The sequence below is a fragment of the Lentzea albidocapillata genome (assembly GCF_000719115.1).
Lineage (GTDB): Bacteria > Actinomycetota > Actinomycetes > Mycobacteriales > Pseudonocardiaceae > Lentzea > Lentzea albidocapillata.
This window is the reverse complement of the sequence record NZ_JOEA01000017.1, coordinates 105,872-122,153: the sequence shown is the minus strand read 5'-3', so window position 1 is coordinate 122,153 and position 16,282 is coordinate 105,872. Positions and strand designations below refer to the sequence as shown.

16 protein-coding genes are annotated in these 16,282 nt (G+C 68.7%); 7 read left to right on the top strand and 9 right to left on the bottom strand.

Going from position 1 to position 16,282, the window contains the following annotated elements; translation table 11 throughout:
• Positions 1 to 121: 121 nt before the first annotated feature.
• Positions 122 to 985, top strand: a complete 864-nt coding sequence (locus IG04_RS44295; protein WP_051770774.1) for an RICIN domain-containing protein — start codon at positions 122 to 124, stop codon at positions 983 to 985.
• Here IG04_RS44295 and IG04_RS0127235 read toward each other — a convergent pair.
• The 5 genes from IG04_RS0127235 to IG04_RS0127215 all read right to left on the bottom strand — a co-directional run bounded on the left by IG04_RS0127235 (position 963) and on the right by IG04_RS0127215 (position 7,522).
• A complete protein-coding gene (locus tag IG04_RS0127235) occupies positions 963 to 2,153 on the bottom strand; it encodes an MFS transporter (RefSeq protein ID WP_051770771.1) in 1,191 nt (396 codons plus the stop codon). The two genes, IG04_RS44295 and IG04_RS0127235, sit on opposite strands and share 23 nt — an antisense overlap.
• Before the next feature lie 688 nt (positions 2,154 to 2,841).
• Complete coding sequence (locus IG04_RS0127230; RefSeq protein ID WP_084401405.1) at positions 2,842 to 4,377, bottom strand: DEAD/DEAH box helicase; 1,536 nt, start codon at positions 4,375 to 4,377, stop codon at positions 2,842 to 2,844.
• Positions 4,378 to 4,612: 235 nt separating this feature from the next.
• Positions 4,613 to 5,581, bottom strand: a complete 969-nt coding sequence (locus IG04_RS0127225; RefSeq protein ID WP_030479571.1) for a serine protein kinase RIO — start codon at positions 5,579 to 5,581, stop codon at positions 4,613 to 4,615.
• Positions 5,582 to 5,789: 208 nt separating this feature from the next.
• Complete coding sequence (yaaA, locus tag IG04_RS0127220; protein ID WP_030479570.1) at positions 5,790 to 6,518, bottom strand: peroxide stress protein YaaA; 729 nt, start codon at positions 6,516 to 6,518, stop codon at positions 5,790 to 5,792.
• A gap of 248 nt (positions 6,519 to 6,766) precedes the next feature.
• Positions 6,767 to 7,522 (bottom strand): SAM-dependent methyltransferase, encoded by a 756-nt coding sequence (locus IG04_RS0127215; RefSeq protein WP_030479569.1) that lies wholly within the window; start codon positions 7,520 to 7,522, stop codon positions 6,767 to 6,769.
• A gap of 86 nt (positions 7,523 to 7,608) precedes the next feature.
• Here IG04_RS0127215 and IG04_RS0127210 point away from each other — a divergent pair, with 86 nt between their 5' ends.
• On the top strand, positions 7,609 to 8,565 hold the full coding sequence (locus IG04_RS0127210) for a GNAT family N-acetyltransferase (protein WP_051770769.1): 957 nt from the start codon (positions 7,609 to 7,611) through the stop codon (positions 8,563 to 8,565).
• Here IG04_RS0127210 and IG04_RS0127205 read toward each other — a convergent pair.
• Positions 8,562 to 8,921, bottom strand: coding sequence for a VOC family protein (locus IG04_RS0127205; RefSeq protein ID WP_030479567.1), 360 nt, complete (start codon positions 8,919 to 8,921; stop codon positions 8,562 to 8,564). The genes IG04_RS0127210 and IG04_RS0127205 overlap by 4 nt on opposite strands.
• A 135-nt stretch (positions 8,922 to 9,056) precedes the next feature.
• Between IG04_RS0127205 and IG04_RS0127200 the strand changes: the two genes are divergently transcribed.
• Positions 9,057 to 10,799, top strand: coding sequence for a proline--tRNA ligase (locus IG04_RS0127200; protein ID WP_030479566.1), 1,743 nt, complete (start codon positions 9,057 to 9,059; stop codon positions 10,797 to 10,799).
• Positions 10,800 to 10,946: 147 nt separating this feature from the next.
• Here IG04_RS0127200 and IG04_RS0127195 read toward each other — a convergent pair whose 3' ends face one another.
• Entirely contained in the window at positions 10,947 to 11,888 is a 942-nt protein-coding gene (locus IG04_RS0127195) for a DUF8017 domain-containing protein (protein ID WP_030479565.1), read from the bottom strand.
• 119 nt (positions 11,889 to 12,007) lie between these two features.
• Between IG04_RS0127195 and IG04_RS0127190 the strand changes: the two genes are divergently transcribed.
• Entirely contained in the window at positions 12,008 to 12,967 is a 960-nt protein-coding gene (locus tag IG04_RS0127190) for a YhgE/Pip domain-containing protein (protein ID WP_036015995.1), read from the top strand.
• Here IG04_RS0127190 and IG04_RS0127185 read toward each other — a convergent pair.
• A complete protein-coding gene (locus tag IG04_RS0127185; protein ID WP_030479563.1) occupies positions 12,863 to 13,270 on the bottom strand; it encodes a YjbQ family protein in 408 nt (135 codons plus the stop codon). The genes IG04_RS0127190 and IG04_RS0127185 overlap by 105 nt on opposite strands.
• A 4-nt stretch (positions 13,271 to 13,274) precedes the next feature.
• Entirely contained in the window at positions 13,275 to 13,832 is a 558-nt protein-coding gene (locus IG04_RS0127180; protein WP_030479562.1) for a sugar O-acetyltransferase, read from the bottom strand.
• A 22-nt stretch (positions 13,833 to 13,854) separates the two neighbouring features.
• On the opposite strand from IG04_RS0127180, the gene IG04_RS0127175 reads away from it, so the two are divergent.
• Genes IG04_RS0127175 through IG04_RS0127165 form a run of 3 tightly spaced genes read left to right on the top strand, consistent with a single transcriptional unit; the run spans position 13,855 to position 16,230 of the window.
• Positions 13,855 to 14,808, top strand: coding sequence for a glycosyltransferase (locus IG04_RS0127175; protein WP_030479561.1), 954 nt, complete (start codon positions 13,855 to 13,857; stop codon positions 14,806 to 14,808).
• Between the two features lie 11 nt (positions 14,809 to 14,819).
• Positions 14,820 to 15,284, top strand: a complete 465-nt coding sequence (locus IG04_RS0127170) for a DUF4442 domain-containing protein (protein ID WP_030479560.1) — start codon at positions 14,820 to 14,822, stop codon at positions 15,282 to 15,284.
• Positions 15,277 to 16,230 (top strand): aminotransferase class V-fold PLP-dependent enzyme, encoded by a 954-nt coding sequence (locus IG04_RS0127165; protein WP_030479559.1) that lies wholly within the window; start codon positions 15,277 to 15,279, stop codon positions 16,228 to 16,230. Before IG04_RS0127170 ends, IG04_RS0127165 begins: the two co-directional genes overlap by 8 nt.
• Positions 16,231 to 16,282 lie beyond the last annotated feature (52 nt).

Sequence of the window (16,282 nt, the reverse complement as noted above, 5' to 3'; positions counted from 1 at the left end):
TAAGTTTCTTTACAAAAGCCGCGCTACCGGTGGACTCTGCATTCACGCCGCCTGAGTCCACCGGTTTGCGGAGGCCCGCATGAAACGCGTCCTGTCTTTGGCGGCAGGCATTGTGCTTGCAATGTCCGGTTTGGTCGTTTCGACACCGGCGAACGCAGCATCCCAACAGGTCTTCTGGACCTTCTACGGCTGGTACGACAACACGCCGCCCGGTGGTGGCATCGCCTATCCGCAGATCCACGACACGGCCGGCGGAAAGGGCACGTGGTCGGACCCGATCACGTTCGCGACGTCCAGCAAAGAGGCCAAGCCGGGCACGAAGATCTATTTTCCGCGGGTCAAGAAGTACTTCATCATGGAGGACTCCTGTTCCTCCTGCGAGCAGGACTGGAACGGCAACGGCCCCAACGGCGGGCCGAAGCTGTGGCACTTCGACGCGTGGGTCGGCGGCAAGGGCGGCAACGCCATGAACGCGATCGACTGTGAGGACGCGCTGACGAACTACCACGACGACGGCAAGCCGGTGATGGAGGAGACCATCATCAACCCGCCGTCGAACCTGCAGGTGGACCCGACGCCGATCTTCGACACCGCGACCGGCGAGTGTTACGGCGGCGCGAAGCCCAAGACCACCAACGGCGAGTACAAGAACGTCTCGACCGGCAAGTGCCTGCAGGGCGGCGCGTCGGGGGCCCAGCTGACCACGGCGACCTGCAACGGTTCCGAGAAGCAGCGGTTCAAGTTCCACGGCGCGTTCATGGAGCAGGGCTCGCCGCAGCAGTGCACCACGCTGTCCTCGGGCAAGGTGCTGCTGAGGAAGTGCGACGGCGGCCCGGCCCAGCAGTGGTCGATCAACCCGAACAAGACGATCTCGGACATGCAGTACAACACCAAGTGCTACCGGGACGCGTCCGGCAAGGTGACCGCGGCGTCCTGTTCCGGCTCCGCCGCCCAGTGGACGTTCAAGGCCGCGGCCAAGAAGTAGCCTTCTCTTCGCTCGACACCCGCACGTGCGTGCGCAGTGACTTCAGGCTGAGGAGTCCCACCGCGGTGCGCAGCGTCACTGCGACGTACCAGGGCGCCAGCAGTCCGAAGTAGTCCGCTGTCAGCCCGCCCAGCAGCGCGCCGACCGGCTGAACACCCCAGGTGATCAGCGTCTGCGCGCTGCTGACGCGGCCGAGCAGTTCCGTCGGCACCACACGCTGCCTGAAGCTCGACGTCGCCACACCCCACACCGCAGTGCAGAACGAACTCACCACCGCGAACGCCGCGACCGTGACGAGGTCGTGGGCGACCGTGACGATTCCCAGCCACATCAACGGAATCAGCACCACAGTCGCGGTGACCGTGTTCCGGTACCTAGCGAGCAACCGTTCGGCGAGCAGCCCACCCGCGACACCACCACACGCAAGCGTGGCCAGAAAAGCGCCGAACCCCGCGCCGCTCAGCCCGAGCCGTTGCTGGGCGAACAACACCAGCGTCGCCATGGTCATCGCGATGCACAGGTTCGTAGTAGCCGACACGACCGTGATGGTCCTCAACGCTTTGTGCTCCATCAGCCACCGCAAGCCTTCCCTGGCTTTAGGCCTGGCCGTAGGCACTTTGCGTTCCGTACGCATCCTGCTGACCAGCAACGCCGCGACGGCGAACGTCAGCGCGTTGACCCAGAACGGTGCAGGCACAGCGATCACGAACAGCAGCCCACCCAGCGGCGGCCCAACGAACTGCAGCGCCACAGCCTGCGACGCGAACAGCCTGCCGTTCGCGCGCTCCAGCAGATGGTTCTCCACAGTGGCCTTGATGAGCGGCTGCCCCACGGCCCGTGGCACGTTCTCGGCCGTACCGATCAGAAAGGCCATGCCGTACAGAAACGCGATGTGCGCGCTGTGAAACATGGCAAGCAAGGCCATGAGCGCGCACTGAACCCACAACGCCGCCAGGAGAAGGCGCCTGCCGTCGTACCGGTCAGCCGCCGCGCCGGCCGGAAGCGCGGCCAGCAGCCAGGGCAGCGCGCCGAAGAAGCTGACGCCGGCGATCAGCTTCGGATCCTGGGTGATGGTAGTGGCGAGCAACGGAAGTGCCGCCAGGAAGATGCCGTCCCCCAGCGCCGAGATGGCGCTACCGCTCCACAGCAGGTACCAGTTCCGCCCCATGGGGCACTTTACGTGCCACCAGCAAAACCAACCGCCGCCGAGGCCCCGCCCACCCAGGGGGCTGACCACCAACCTCCACTCAACCTAGCGACAATTCGCGCGTGTCAACCCACCGCTCACCGATCTGTGGACAACTCGCCGTCGTACATGGCGACGGCCGCCTCGCCGAGGCGGGAAGCGGCGTTCGCTGTCGGTCAGGACAGCCGCCGCCGTGGAGGCGTCGTTTGCCTGCCTGCGGCCGACTTCGGCCTCGTGAACGGCGCGAAGCCCTCCAAGGTGGGAGGCGATCTTCGTTGTAGATCGAGGCAGCTGTTGCCGATCGCTTGTCTGCGGTCGATTTCGGTCTCGTGGATGGCTGAAGCCGCCGCAACGCGGGAGACGAGCTGCGTCGTAGATCGAGACAGCTGTCGCCGATCGCTTGTCCGCGGCCGACTTCGGTCTCGTGGATGGTTGAAGCCGTCCCAACGCGGGAGGCGACCTGCGTCGTAGATCGAGACAGCTGTCGTCGTTCACCAGTCTGCGGGCGACTCGCCCTCGCACACGGCAAAGGTCGCCTCGCCAACGCGAGAAGCGCCGTCGACCCTCATCAAGTCAGGCACCGCTCACCTCTCCGCAGGCGACTCGCCCCCGCGCACGGCAAAGGCCGCCTCCCAAAGGGAAGCGGCCTCAACCGTTGATCAGATCAAGCTCAGTGCTGCGGCGCTGCCCGGCGCGGACGACCCGCGCCGCGCTCGGTCCGCCCGAACGCGCGACCACCCTCGGTCCGCTCCGAACGGCGCGGTCCACTGCGGAACTCGCCGCCCTCGGTGCGGCGGCCGGAGCCACCGCGGGCGGCGCCACCAGCGGCCGGAGCGCCGAAGCGTCGGCCGGAGCCACCGCTGCGGCGGGCCGGCTTCTCGCGTTCGATGATCGGCTCGCCGGACGGCGTGCGTGCGCCGGTGATGCGGGCCAGGTCGTCGTCGCCGGGGCGCACCTTCGTGCTCTCCGGACGGATGCCCGCACGTGCGGCCATGCCCTGGACTGCGCGGCGCTGGTCGTGCGTGACCAGCGTGACGACCGTGCCGGACTGACCGGCGCGGGCCGTGCGGCCGGCGCGGTGCAGGTAGTCCTTCGGGTCGGCCGGCGGGTCGACGTGCACGACCAGTGACACGTCGTCGACGTGGATGCCGCGAGCGGCGACGTCGGTGGCGACCAGGACCGGCATGGTGCCCTCGCGGAACTCGCCGAGCACGCGGGTGCGCGCGCTCTGCGCCTTGCCGCCGTGCAGCGCTCCGGCGTTGACGCCCATCGAACGCAGCTTCTTGGCCAGGCGGTCCACGTGGTGCTTGGTGCGCACGAACATGATCGTGCGGCCCTCGCGCGCGGCCACCTCGTTCACCACGTTCTGCTTGTCCTCTGCGGACACGAGCAGCAGGTGGTGCTCCATCGTCGTGACGCTCGCGGTGGCCGGGGCCACCGAGTGCGTCACCGGGGAGTGCAGGTACTGGCGGACCAGCTTGTCCACGTCGCCGTCGAGCGTCGCGGAGAACAGCAGCCGCTGGCCGTCCTGCGGGGTCAGGTCGAGGATCGCCCGGACCTGGGGCATGAAGCCCATGTCGGCCATCTGGTCGGCCTCGTCCAGCGCGGTGATCTCGACGAAGCCGAGGTCGCACGTGCCCTGGCGGACGTGGTCGGACAGGCGGCCCGGCGTCGCGATCAGCAGGTCGACGCCGCGGCGCAGGTGTTCGATCTGGCGCGGGAACGACGTGCCGCCGACGATGACGCGGCACCACAGGCCCAGCGAGCGGGCGTGCGGCGTGAGCGCCGTCTCCACCTGCATCGCGAGCTCGCGGGTCGGGACGAGGATCAGGCCGCGCGGCTTGTTCGGCAGGGAACGGCCGCTCGCGAGGCGGGTCAGCATCGCGAGGCCGAACGCCAGCGTCTTGCCGGAGCCGGTCTGGCCTCGGCCGAGGATGTCGCGGCCGGCCATGGCGTCGGGAAGGGTGGCCGCCTGGATCGGGAACGGCTCGGTGATTTCGTTGGCGACGAGCGACTTGATGAGCGCGTCGGCAAGGCCGAGTTCAGCGAACGAGGGCAACGGGCCTTCCGGCAGCGTGCTCTCGAACGGCTCGGCGACGATCGGTTCCTCGACCCGCTGCTGCGGACGCGAGGAATTGCCCTGGCGACCCGAGCGGCGCCGCGGTGACCTGCGGCTTTGCCCATGCTCGGAACGACCTTCGGACATTGATGGCAAAACAAACCTCCGGGACATGGCACGTCTCGAGGCTGCCCCGCGAGCTACCGCGGTGCCGATCACAAGGACGGGCCCGGCGTGATGGTCACGCCGCTGATGAGTGGGTGGAAACACCGGTCAACGGCCGTCAAGCCTTCATCGGTGTACAGCACAGTCTAGCTGATCAATGGCGACGCCTCGCGCGCCCGGCAGTGTCGTTGGACACCACCGGGCGCGCGACGATGGGTCACCCCATGCCCGCCACCTCCAGCAGCGTCGCCACCAGCGCGGACGGGTCGCCGATCTCCGGCGGCAGGCCGCGCGAGGCGAACCAGCCGCAGATGTTGCGGACGTCGCGGTCGAGGAACTCGATACCGCGGGGGTTCGCGACGAGGTCGACCACCTGCGGCAGGTCGATCACGACCAGCCTGCCGTCGTGCACCATCAGGTTGTACGCCGAGAGGTCGCCGTGCGTGATGCCCGCCTCGGCGAGCGTCATCAGCGTCGCGACCAGCTGGCGCCACAGGTCGAGCAGCTCGTCCTCGTCGGGACGGGTCTGCGCGAGCCGCGGTGCCGCGTTGCCCTCGGCGTCCCCGATGAACTCCAGCAGCAGCTCGGTGCCGCTGCGCTGCACCGGATACGGCACCGGAGCGCCGATCTGCCACAGCTTGGAGAGCGCGGCGAACTCCGCGACCGTCCACTGTTCCGCGATCAGGTTGCGCCCGAACGCGGTGCGGTTCGCGATCGCCCGCGTCTCACGGGACTTCTTCATGCGACGACCCTCGAGGTACCCCGCGTCGCGGTGGAACATCCGGTGGTCGTTGCTGCGGTAGCGCTTGGCGGCGAGCAGGCACGACCTGTCGCCCATCGCGCGTTCCAGCAGGAAGACGTCCGCCTCCTTGCCGGTCTTCACGATGCCCAGCTCGCGGTCGACCGCGGCCAGTTCGGTGATGAGCCAGTCCGGGTGCGGTTTCGGACCCTGATCGGCATCGCCCCACGTGGACCAGCGGTCGCCGTCCTCGGGGGTGTCCGCCGAACTGAGCTGGTCCTCGCGCACTCGTGCGACGCGCAGCTTCTCTTCTTCGGTCATTCGGCCGCGACGCGTGGGTTCCGCGTCGTCGGCCTTGCGGTTGGTGCGCTTTCCCTTGCGCCGCATGGTGTCGTCGGCGCCATCGAAAGCAGATTCGTAGCGTTCGAAAAGATCGTGCTCGCGCACGGTGGGGTCTCCCGGGTGATGAAGGTGACCGCCCCACTGGCGCTCTGCGATCAAACGGTGCTGATCAGGCGCGAGGGACGGCTGGACGGGTCGCGAGTGCGGTGCCACGCCCAAAGACAGGCTCTGACATTTCGCACCTCCTCGATCCAGCTCCGTTGTCACGCTTCAGGGAGAAGCTTGCCGCGCGCGTTCGGTGCGCGCAACCGAATTAACCGGTGATCAGGTCCGCGGTCTTCGGACTGGTCGGCACCATCGTGAGCCCGGCCTTCCGCGCGAGCTTGACCAGGCCTTTCAGGTCCGCGGGCTCCGCGCTGGACTTCGCGATGGCCCGCGCGAGCAGACCCTTGTGCGCCTTGTTGAAGTGGCTGACGATCTTGCCCTCGTTCGTGACCACCCGGACGACGACGGCGTGCGGGATCCGCGCGAGGCTCGAGTACGCGCCGGAACGCAGGTCGACGACGAACTCGTCGGCCTCCTCGAACACCGGCTCCAGCACGGACTTCCATACCGTGCGCAGGCTGCCGTGGGACGGGAGCGTGCTGCCGCCGGACAACCGGTACGCCGGCACCGGGTCGCCGCCGCGGACCGCCCCGAACAGCGCCGAAGCGACCGCGAGCCGCTCGTAGGCGCGTTCTTTCTCGGCCTTCCTGAGCGACGGGAAGTCGAGGTTGTCGTAGAGCACGCCGGTGTAGCGCAGCAGCGCGGGTGTGGTCTCGGACGTGCGCAGCGACGCGTTGCGGTGCACCTCGTCTACCTGGCGTTCGGAGATGTCGAGCGCCTTGAGACTTGCCGGGACGTCCTTCGCGAGATCGGCCAGCGCGGACACCAGCTTGTCGCGCACGGGGTTGAGCTCGGGGAACGACAGCGCGTCGAGGTCGAGCGGCGCGCCCTCGCCGCCGATCGCCTTGGTCTCCGACGGGGGAAGCAGCACCAGCACGGGTCAAAGGGTAGGGCAGCGGCGGAAAACCGCTGGACCTGCGTGGTCGTCGGAGCGGCAGGGAAGGACTCGGCCGTCTGCGTCGCTCGCTCGCCACCCGGCTGCGTCCTGAGTACGGCGCGGTCGTGGGCGTGGTGTGTTGGGGTGCCACATCGGCGGGTCACCGAAAGGTCTGTGAGCCGGGAATTCTGGCGCACCAGCCGAAGCTGTTGTGTCGTGCAACGCCCGCGTCGCCCTGACCGCGGTCCCTAGGGCGCCTGCAACGTCAGGTAGGCCAAGCCCATCGTGTCGCGCCATCCGCGCAGGCGGTAGTTGCGGGCGTTGTCGGCCTTGGCCCTGATCTCCGCGACGTGCTCGGAGTCCGGGTTGTCGCGCAGCCAGCGTTCCCAGGCGAGGCCGTGGCCGTTCTGGAACACGTCCCACTCGTCGAGGCTCGCCTGTTCGACGGCGAGCATGCGGTAGCCGTGGCTGTGGGCCAGGTCCACGAGGTCGGCCAGCGAGCTGTACTGGTCTCGCGGAACCGGCATCGCGGCCAGTTGGGCCTCGGTGGGTTCGCGTTCCCAGAAGCCCTCGCCGAGCAGGAGCCGGCCGCGGGGAGCGAGCAGCTTCCTGGCTTCGGTGAGTGCGTTCGCCGTGTGCTGCAACGGGTCTCCGCCCCACACCTGGCTGGCGCCGTTGACGATGACCACGTCGGCCGCCCTGGCCGGGTGCCACTCGGCGACATCGGCCACCTGGAGGCTGACGCGTTCGCTCAGGCCTCGGGTGTCGGCGTTGGCTTGGGCACGCGCGATGTCCGTCGCGCTCCTGTCCACCCCGGTGCCGGTGGCCGTGGGGGCGGCTTCCAGGGTGCGCAGGAGGAACTCCGCCCAGCCGCAGCCGAGGTCGAGCACGTGGGCGTCGTCCAGTGGCATAAGCGAGCGGATAAGGCGGGCGGCTCGTTCCTCGGACAGGGGTCCGTGGAACGTCAGGTCCTCATGCAGCGGTGCGATCTCTGGAGTTGTCATCGCTCGCAGGATGGCTCTGGTGGCACGTCTCGGGCAAGGCGTTATTCGGTTGTTGGGGCTATCTCCCTTCCGTAGCGTCGGTCGGCGTGGAACTCGTGTGGCGCCCGCTCACGACAGCGGACATCCCGGCGGTGGCCGCGCTCTGCAACGCGGCCGAGGCGGTCGACGACACCGGCGAACTGTTGTCCGAAGAGGACTTCGCCCAGTCGTTCGGCGAGGCCGACCTGCCGGGTGGGTCGCTGGCCGTGTTCGCGGACGGACGGCTCGCGGCTTACGGGCTGGTCGTGTTGCGCGACAACCCCGTGGGCACACATCGCGTCCGGCTCGACGGGATGGTGCACCCCGAGTACCGGCGTGCGGGCATCGGGCTGCAGCTCCTGCCCCGCCTCGCCGAACTCGCACGCGACCTCCACGTCGCACGGCACGCGGACCTGCCGCTCGCCGTGTGCACCATGGTCGAGAGCCGGTCCGAAGGGCACATCGCGCTGGCCGAGAAACTCGGGTTCGGCGCGGACCGCCACTTCTACGAGCTGGAGGTGGCACTGGGCGAGACACTCGCCCAGGTCCCGATCCCGCCCGGCTACGAGATCGTGCCGTTCTCCGCGGTCCGTGACGAAGAGGTCCGCCTGGTCTGCAACGCGGCGTTCGCGCAGCACTGGGGGTCGGTCGAGCGCAGCCCCGAGGAATGGGCGGCGTCGTTCACCGACAGCAAGCGGTTCGTTCCGGAATCCTCCTTCCTGGCACTCTCGGACGACGCGGTGGCCGGGTTCGTGCTCGCGAGGCACTACCCGGTCGTCGAGGAGATGACCGGTGTCCGCGAGCTGTGGATCGGTGATGTCGGCACCCTGGAGGAGCACCGCGGGCATGGCGTGGCCTCCGCCCTGCTGAGCTGGACGCTGGCTCAGGGCAGGGCGAAGGGCTACCACCGCGCGGGACTCTCCGTGGACTCGGCCAACTCGACCCGTGCGCTCGGCGTGTACGAGCGCGCCGGGTTCGAGGTGGTGCGGACCTGGATCGACTACGGGCGGCTGGAAGAGTTCTAGAGCTCCTCGCCCGCCTGGCCGACGCAGAACTGGTTGCCGTCCGGGTCGGCGAGCACCGACCACACGAGACCGGGGACGTTGTGCACCCCGACCTCCGTGGCGCCGAGCTCGACCAGGCGGGCCACCTCTGCCAAGCGATCCGGCACGTGCGAGTCGAAGTGGACTCTGTTCTTGCCCGGCGTCGCGTCCGGCACCTGCTGGATGCCGAGCGCCGGACCGGACTCGGTGTTCGGCGCGAGCACGATGAACTCACCCCAGTCGTTCTGGATCTTTGTGCCCAGGGCGGCCGTCCAGAACTCCGCGAGCTTGCGTGCGTCGCCCGTGTCGATCGTGATCATGTCAATGGTCAGCGGCATGGAACGGACGCTACTCAGGGGGTCTGACAATTCCGGTCGCCGCAGGTCAGAGCCACACCGGAGCACCGCGCGCGATTTCGGGAAACATCCAACCAGTACGCTGCTACAACTGCCCGTGAACGAGGAGTACCCACCGTGATCACCAGGATGTCGTCGCTGTTCCTGCGCACCCTTCGCGAGGATCCGGCGGACGCCGAAGTGCCCAGCCACAAGCTGCTGGTGCGCGCCGGCTACGTCCGCCGCGTCGCTCCGGGCGGGTACACCTGGCTGCCGCTGGGCCTCAAGGTCCTGCGCAACGTCGAGGCCGTCGTCCGCGAGGAGATGGACGCCTTCGGCGCGCAGGAGATCCAGTTCCCCGCGCTGCTGCCCAAGGAGCCCTACGAGGCGACGAACCGGTGGGAGGAGTACGGCCCCAACCTGTTCCGCCTCAAGGACCGCAAGGGCGCCGACTACCTCCTCGGCCCCACGCACGAGGAGATGTTCACGCTCACCGTGAAGGGTGAGTACAGCTCCTACAAGGACTACCCGGTCACGCTGTACCAGATCCAGACCAAGTACCGCGACGAGGCGCGTCCCCGTGCGGGCATCCTGCGCGGCCGCGAGTTCCTGATGAAGGACTCGTACTCGTTCGACCTCACCGACGAGGGCCTGAGCCAGTCGTACCAGAACCACCGCGACGCCTACATCCGCATCTTCGACCGGCTCGGCCTGGAGTACGTGATCGTCTCCGCCACGTCCGGCGCGATGGGCGGCTCGGCGTCCGAGGAGTTCCTCGCCGTCGCCGAGACGGGCGAGGACACGTTCGTGCGCAGCACCGAGTCTGGTTACGCGGCGAACGTCGAGGCCGTCGCCACGCCCGTGCCCGCGGAGCAGTCGATCGACGACAAGCCCGCCGCGCAGGTGCACCACACGCCGAACACGCCCACCATCGAGACGCTCGTGGACTTCCTCAACGCCAACACCGACCGCAAGTTCACCGCGGCCGACACGCTGAAGAACGTCCTGGTGAAGGTCAAGCAGCCCGGCAAGGACTGGGAGCTGCTCGCGGTGGCCGTCCCCGGTGACCGCGAGGTCGACTTCAAGCGCCTCGAGGCAGCGCTCGAACCGGCTGAGGTCGCGATGCTGGAAGCGGCCGACTTCGCCAAGAACTCGTTCCTGGTCAAGGGTTACATCGGCCCGGGAGCGATCCAGGCCAACGGCATCCGCTTCCTCGCCGACCCCCGCATCGTCAAGGGCACCGCGTGGGTCACCGGCGCAGACAAGGCCGACCACCACGTCGTCGACCTCGTGGCGGGCCGCGACTTCACCCCCGACGGCGTCATCGACGTCGCCGAGGTCCGCGAGGGTGACGCCTCCCCGGACGGCAAGGGCGTGCTGGTCGCCGCGCGCGGCATCGAGATCGGCCACATCTTCCAGCTCGGCCGCAAGTACGCGGACGCGTTCTCGCTCGACGCCCTCGGCCCGGACTCCAAGCCCGTCCGCATCACCATGGGCTCGTACGGCGTCGGCGTCTCGCGTCTCGTCGCGGCCATCGCGGAGCAGTCGTACGACGACCGAGGCCTGATCTGGCCCCGCAACGTCGCGCCCGCCGACGTCCACGTCGTGGTCGCCGGCAAGGACGAGACGCTCATGGGCGCCGGCGAGGACTTCGCGAAGCAGCTCAGCGCCAAGGGTCTCAAGGTCCTGCTGGACGACCGCAAGGCGAGCCCCGGCGTGAAGTTCGCGGACGCCGAACTCGTGGGCATCCCGACGATCCTGGTGATCGGCCGCGGTCTGAAGGACGGCACGGTCGAGGTCAAGGACCGCCGCTCCGGCGAGCGCGTCGAGGTGCCGGTCGCCGAGGCCGTCGAGCACCTGGTGCGGGTCGTCGCGAGCTAGAACTAGGAACTGAACGCCGGGTGGCGCGCTGGAAGTGGGCGCGCGGCCCGGCGTTCGGCGTTTCAGCGGGGAGGGGTCGGCCTGTCCGCGGGGGAGTGGACTCGTTGCCCGCCGCCGTCCACATCGGACGGTGGCGCGCGGTAGGTGCTACGAGGTCGGCACCAGGGACTCGACCATCTTCTGCAGGTCGGACTCCTTGGTCAGCGGCGGGGTGGCGCCGCCACCGCCTCCCTCCAGGTCGCCGTTGACGGCGAACACGTGCAGCTTGCTGCTGCCGTTGAGCACCAGGACCTTGAGCATGCCCTTGCTCGCCAGGCACTTGTTGCCGGTCTGCGTGACGGTGGCGTCCACCTGCACGCCGTCGATGGTGACCTTCTGGCCGTTCTTCTGGGTGTGCTGGATCTTCACCGGCTTCGGCTGCGTCGTGGTGACCTTCGGGTCGCCGCCCGACGAGTAGTACTGCGCGGCGAGGGCCTTGGTGAAGTCGGTGGCCGCGGTGTTGATGTCGCTCTTCGGGAGCAGCGTGCCGCCGTTGGTGCCCTTGGTGAACGGCTTGCCCTCGCAGGTGTAGTCGCCGTAGGTGGTGATGCCGGACAGCGAGATGCCCGCGATGGCCTCCACCGGGATCTTGACGTCGGCGATGATGTCCCAGTTCTTCGGGACCACGTAGTTGAAGCCGAGCGCCGTCTCGACGCACTGCTGGCCCTCGTTCTTCGGGCAGGCGGCGTCGGTCGGCTGGGCGGAGGTGCTGGGCGGCGGGGACGGGTCGTTCGTCGCCGTGTTGTCCGAGCGCGAGAGCAGGAACCAGGTGAGGCCGCCGCCGACGAGCAGCACCAGGACCACGGTGCCGAGCACCAGCCAGAGGGTCTTCTTGCTCTTCTTCGGCGGCTCGTTGTCGAAGCCGCCGTACACGCCGAGGCCGCCGTACCCGCCGTAGCCCTGCTGCGGGAACTGGCCCTGGTCCGGGAAACCGCCGGTCTGCGGGTACCCGCCGGTCTGGTAGCCACCGCTCTGGGGGTCACCCTGCTGCTGGCCCCAGCCCTGCTGGTCGTTCCAGCCGCCCTGTCCGCCGCCACCTGGGTAAGTCACGGGCAAACGGTACCTGGTGGGTCTGACAGCGATTCAATTCATCACGCGTTGACTTCCGTGACGGACGGGGCGTAGCGTTCCCGTTAAATTCAACGCTTGATGAACTAAGGGGTCCGATTATGCGCACCGTGCTGGTCACCGCCGTCGCAGGTGCTGTGGTTGCGTTCCTGCTGGGATTGCTGACGTTCGGCGTGCAGGCGACCGTGCACCCGCACGACGTTCCGCTCGCCGTGGTGGCGCCTCCGCCGATCGCGGAACGCGTCGCGAGAGCCGGCTCCGCCGAGATCGACGTCAGGGTCGTGTCCGCGGACGAGGCCCGGAACCTCCTGCGGGACAAGGAGGTTTACGGGGTGCTGGAGGTCGCGCCCGGCCAGGCGACGATCCGGCTGAACCCGGCGGTCAACCCGTCCGGCACGCAGGTCGCCCAGCAGGTGCTGACCGGCATCGCGCAGGGTGCCGGACTGCCGGTCAAGGTCGAGGCCACCACCCCCACCGCCGCCGAACGCACCGCGCCGCTCGCCGCGTCCGCGCTGCTGTGGGTCGGCGGGATGATCGCCGGACTGCTGTTCGTGGTGCTGAAGGGCAGGAGGCTGAGGTGGCTGTCGGCGGTGACCGCCGCCGTCCTCGTCACCGGCTCGACCGTGGGCCTGCTGGCCTGGTGGGGCGTCACGTTCACCGCGCAGGCGCTCACGTTCATGCTCGCCGTCGCCGTGTCGTTCGCGCTCCTGCAGGCCGGGCTGTTCAAGCACCTCGGCATCCGCGCGATGGGCGTCCTCGGCATCCTCTACCTGATGGCACCGGCGGTCGCGGGCCAGGTGCCCGAGCTGCTCAACCCGGTCTACAAGGCGGTTCTGTGGTCGTGGACGCCGTTCCGGTTCTCGACGGAAGGACTGCGCAGCCTCATGTACGACGGCTCCATCAGCACCGAGTGGTGGGTGTTCGGCGGGATCGCGCTCGTCGGCCTCGTCCTGCTGCTAGCCGGCAAGGAAGCTCAGGCGGACCGTGCGGACGGGATTGTCGACGTTGGTGTCGACCAGGCAGATGGACTGCCAAGTGCCGAGCGTCAGCACCCCGCCTAGAACGGGGATCGTCGCGTAGGGCGGCACCAGTGCGGGCATCACGTGGTCACGGCCGTGGCCAGGAGTGCCGTGCCGGTGCTGCCACTTCACGTCGCGGGGCAGGATGCGCTCCAGCGCGGTCAGCAGGTCGTCGTCGCTGCCCGCGCCCGTCTCGATGATGGCGACACCGGCCGTCGCGTGGGGCACCCACACGTGCAGCAGGCCGTCGCCGGTCTCACTGTCGAGAAACCGCTGGCACTCCCGCGTGAGGTCGTACACGACCTCGTCGGAGCCGGTGCGGATCTCGATCTCCTCGCTGCGCATGACCTCAGATCTTACGAACCACCCGTGCGGGGTTGCCGACCGCAAGCACGTGAGCAGGCAGATCGCGCGTCACGACACTGCCCGCGCCGACCACCGTGTTGTTGCCGATGGTGACGCCAGGGCACACGATCACGCCGCCACCGAACCACACCTTGTCCCCGATGACGATCGGTGCGGTCGTCTCCCAGCCCTCGATGCGCGCGTCGTGGTCCTCGATGGGGTGCAACGCCGTCAGCAGCTGCACGCGCGGACCCATCATCACGTTGTCGCCGATGGTCACCGGGCCGCAGTCGAGGATGATGCCGTCGTAGTTCATGAAGCAGTTCGCGCCGATGCGGGTGTTGTAGCCGTACTCGATCTGCAGTCGCTGCATGAACGTCGAGTTCTCGCCGATCTCCGCCACGAACCCCTTGAGGATGCCGTACATCCCGTCGAGGTCCTCGGGGTCGTGCGCGTTGAACCGGGCCATCTCGCGCCAGGCGCGGCGCCGGTCCGCGTCCAGTTCGGGGTCCGCCGCCAGGTAGGGCTCGCCGTTGATCATCTTCTCGCGGTTGGTTCCCATGAGGACTCAGTATCGTCACGGCATGCGCGTGCTCTTCGCCAGCATGGCCGCCGCCGGTCACACGTACCCGTTGATCCCGTTGGCGCAGGCCATGCACAAAGCCGGGCACGAGGTGCACTTCGCCGTCGGCGAGGAGATGCATCCGGTGCTCGGGAAGCTCGGGCTGCGGCCGTTCCGGCCGGGTCTGGTGTTCGGCGAGATCTACGCCGAGGACATCGCGCAGGAGCTGGAGCGGTTGCTGCCCGATCTCGTGATCGGCGGGTGGGCGGTGCCCGAGGTCGTCTCGGAGGCCCGGCGCCGCGGGTTTCCCGCGCTGTGGCACGGGTTCGGGCGGATGTTCCCCGCCGGGATCGGCCTCGTGCGGCCCACCGGCGGGCGGCACCTCGACATCTGCCCGCCCTCGTTGCAGGACGCGAACTTCCTGGAGGAGGAGCGGATCCCGTTGCGGGCGGTGCCGTTCTCGACGCCCGGTGACGTGCCGGTGCGTACCGCCGGGAAGCTGGTCTACCTCACGCTCGGCACGGCGTTCGGCACGCGGGAACTGCTCGCCGAGGCGGTCGTGGGGCTCGGCAAGATCCCCGAGGTGCAAGTGGTCGTGGCGGCGCCGCACGTCACGCTCGACCACGTGCCGCCGAACGTGACGGTCTACCCGTGGCTGCCGCAGGCGGAGGTGCTCCGGTACGCGGACGTCGCCGTTCACCACGGCGGCAGCGGCACGATGCTGGGCGCGCTCGTCGCCGGCGTGCCCCAGGTCGTCCTGCCGCAGGGGGCGGACCAGTTCGGCAACGCGGACGCGCTCGTCGCGGCCGGTGCGGCGCTGCGGCCGGCCGCGTTCAGTGCCGGACCGATCGCGGACTGCGTGCGACGGCTGTTCAGCGACTCGTCCTACCGGGAAGCCGCTGGTCAGCTAGCTCGGGAGATACGTCACACGCCCTCGCCGGAGGAAGTTGCGGACAGTCTGGCGGACGTTGTGTAACACTGTTTTGTATGAAGGCAAGCCGCCTGCGCTTCGGGATGAACCTGTGGCCGCCGTTCCTGTTCGCCGGCATCCGCGTCGTGGAGATCTCGCCGGACTACCGGTACGCACGGGTGCGGATGCGCCTGCGTCCGTGGAATCGCAACTTCTTCGGCACCCACTTCGGCGGATCGCTCTTCGCGATGACCGACCCGTTCTGGGTGTTGCTGCTGTTCAACCAGCTCAAGGGCCAGCACGTGGTGTGGGACCAGGCCGGTGAGATCGAGTTCGTCGCGCCCGGCCGCGGCACCGTGCACGCCGAGTTCCGGCTGACCGACGAGCACGTCGCCGAGGTCCTGGACCAGACCAGGGACGGCGAGAAGGCCTTGATCTGGTTCGAGACGGACGTCGTCGGGCAGGATGGGACCGTGATCGCACGGGTGAAGAAGCAGGTCTACGCGCGCCGCAAGCGCGACAAGCAGCTCGCGCATGCGTGAGGCCTTCGGAGCGGTCTTCGACGTCGAGCCCGGTTACCTGAACACGGCGTCCATCGGTGTGCCGCCCCGGCACGTCGCCGACGCGGTGGCGGCCTCGCACGAACGGTGGCGGCGCGGCCAGGACACGTCGTCCACGTTCAACGAGGTCGTAGAGACCTCACGCGAGGCGTTCGGGCGGCTGGTCGGGGTGCCCTCGGCCTCGGTCGCCTGCGGCGCAACGGTTTCGCAGTTCGTGTCACTGGTCGCGCAGTCCCTGCCGGCCGGTTCGAAGGTCTTCGTCGATCCCGGCGACTTCACCAGCGTCACGCTGCCGTTCGTCGCGGCCGGCCACCAGATCGTGTCCACAGTGGAGGAAGCCGACCTCGTCGCCATGAGCGTGGTCCAGTCGGCGGACGGCCAGATCGCGGACCTCGAAGCGTTGCGCGCTTCTGGTAAACCCGTGCTGCTCGACGTGTCGCAGGCCGCAGGGTGGCGGCCGTTGTCGTTGGCGTGGGCCGATTTCGTCGTCGGCGTGGCCTACAAGTGGCTGATGGCACCGCGTGGCGCGGCCTGGATGGCGGTGCGCCCGGACCGGATGGCGTCCCTCAAGCCGTTGGCGGCCAACTGGTACAGCACCGGCGCGAACTACGGCACCGACCTCGTGCTCCGTTCGGACGCACGGCGGTTCGACCTCTCGCCGACGTGGTTCTCACACGTCGGTGCGGCGGTTGCGCTCCCGTGGGTGGCCTCTTTGGACCTCGAAGCAGTCCGCGCGCACTGCGTGAGCCTGACGGATCGCCTCCTTGCCGGTTTGGGTCTGCCGCCCAACGGCTCGGCGATCGTCTCAGTCGCCAGGCCACCCGTTCAGGGGGTCGTATCTTCGGTTCGTGCAGGTCGGACGCGGTATGCGTGTCACATGTACAACACGATCGAGGACGTTGACCGGGTGCTCGAAGCGCTCGCGTGACTGCCGTCCGTTACCGTGGGTCCTTGTGTCGGAACCACGCCAGTCACCTGAA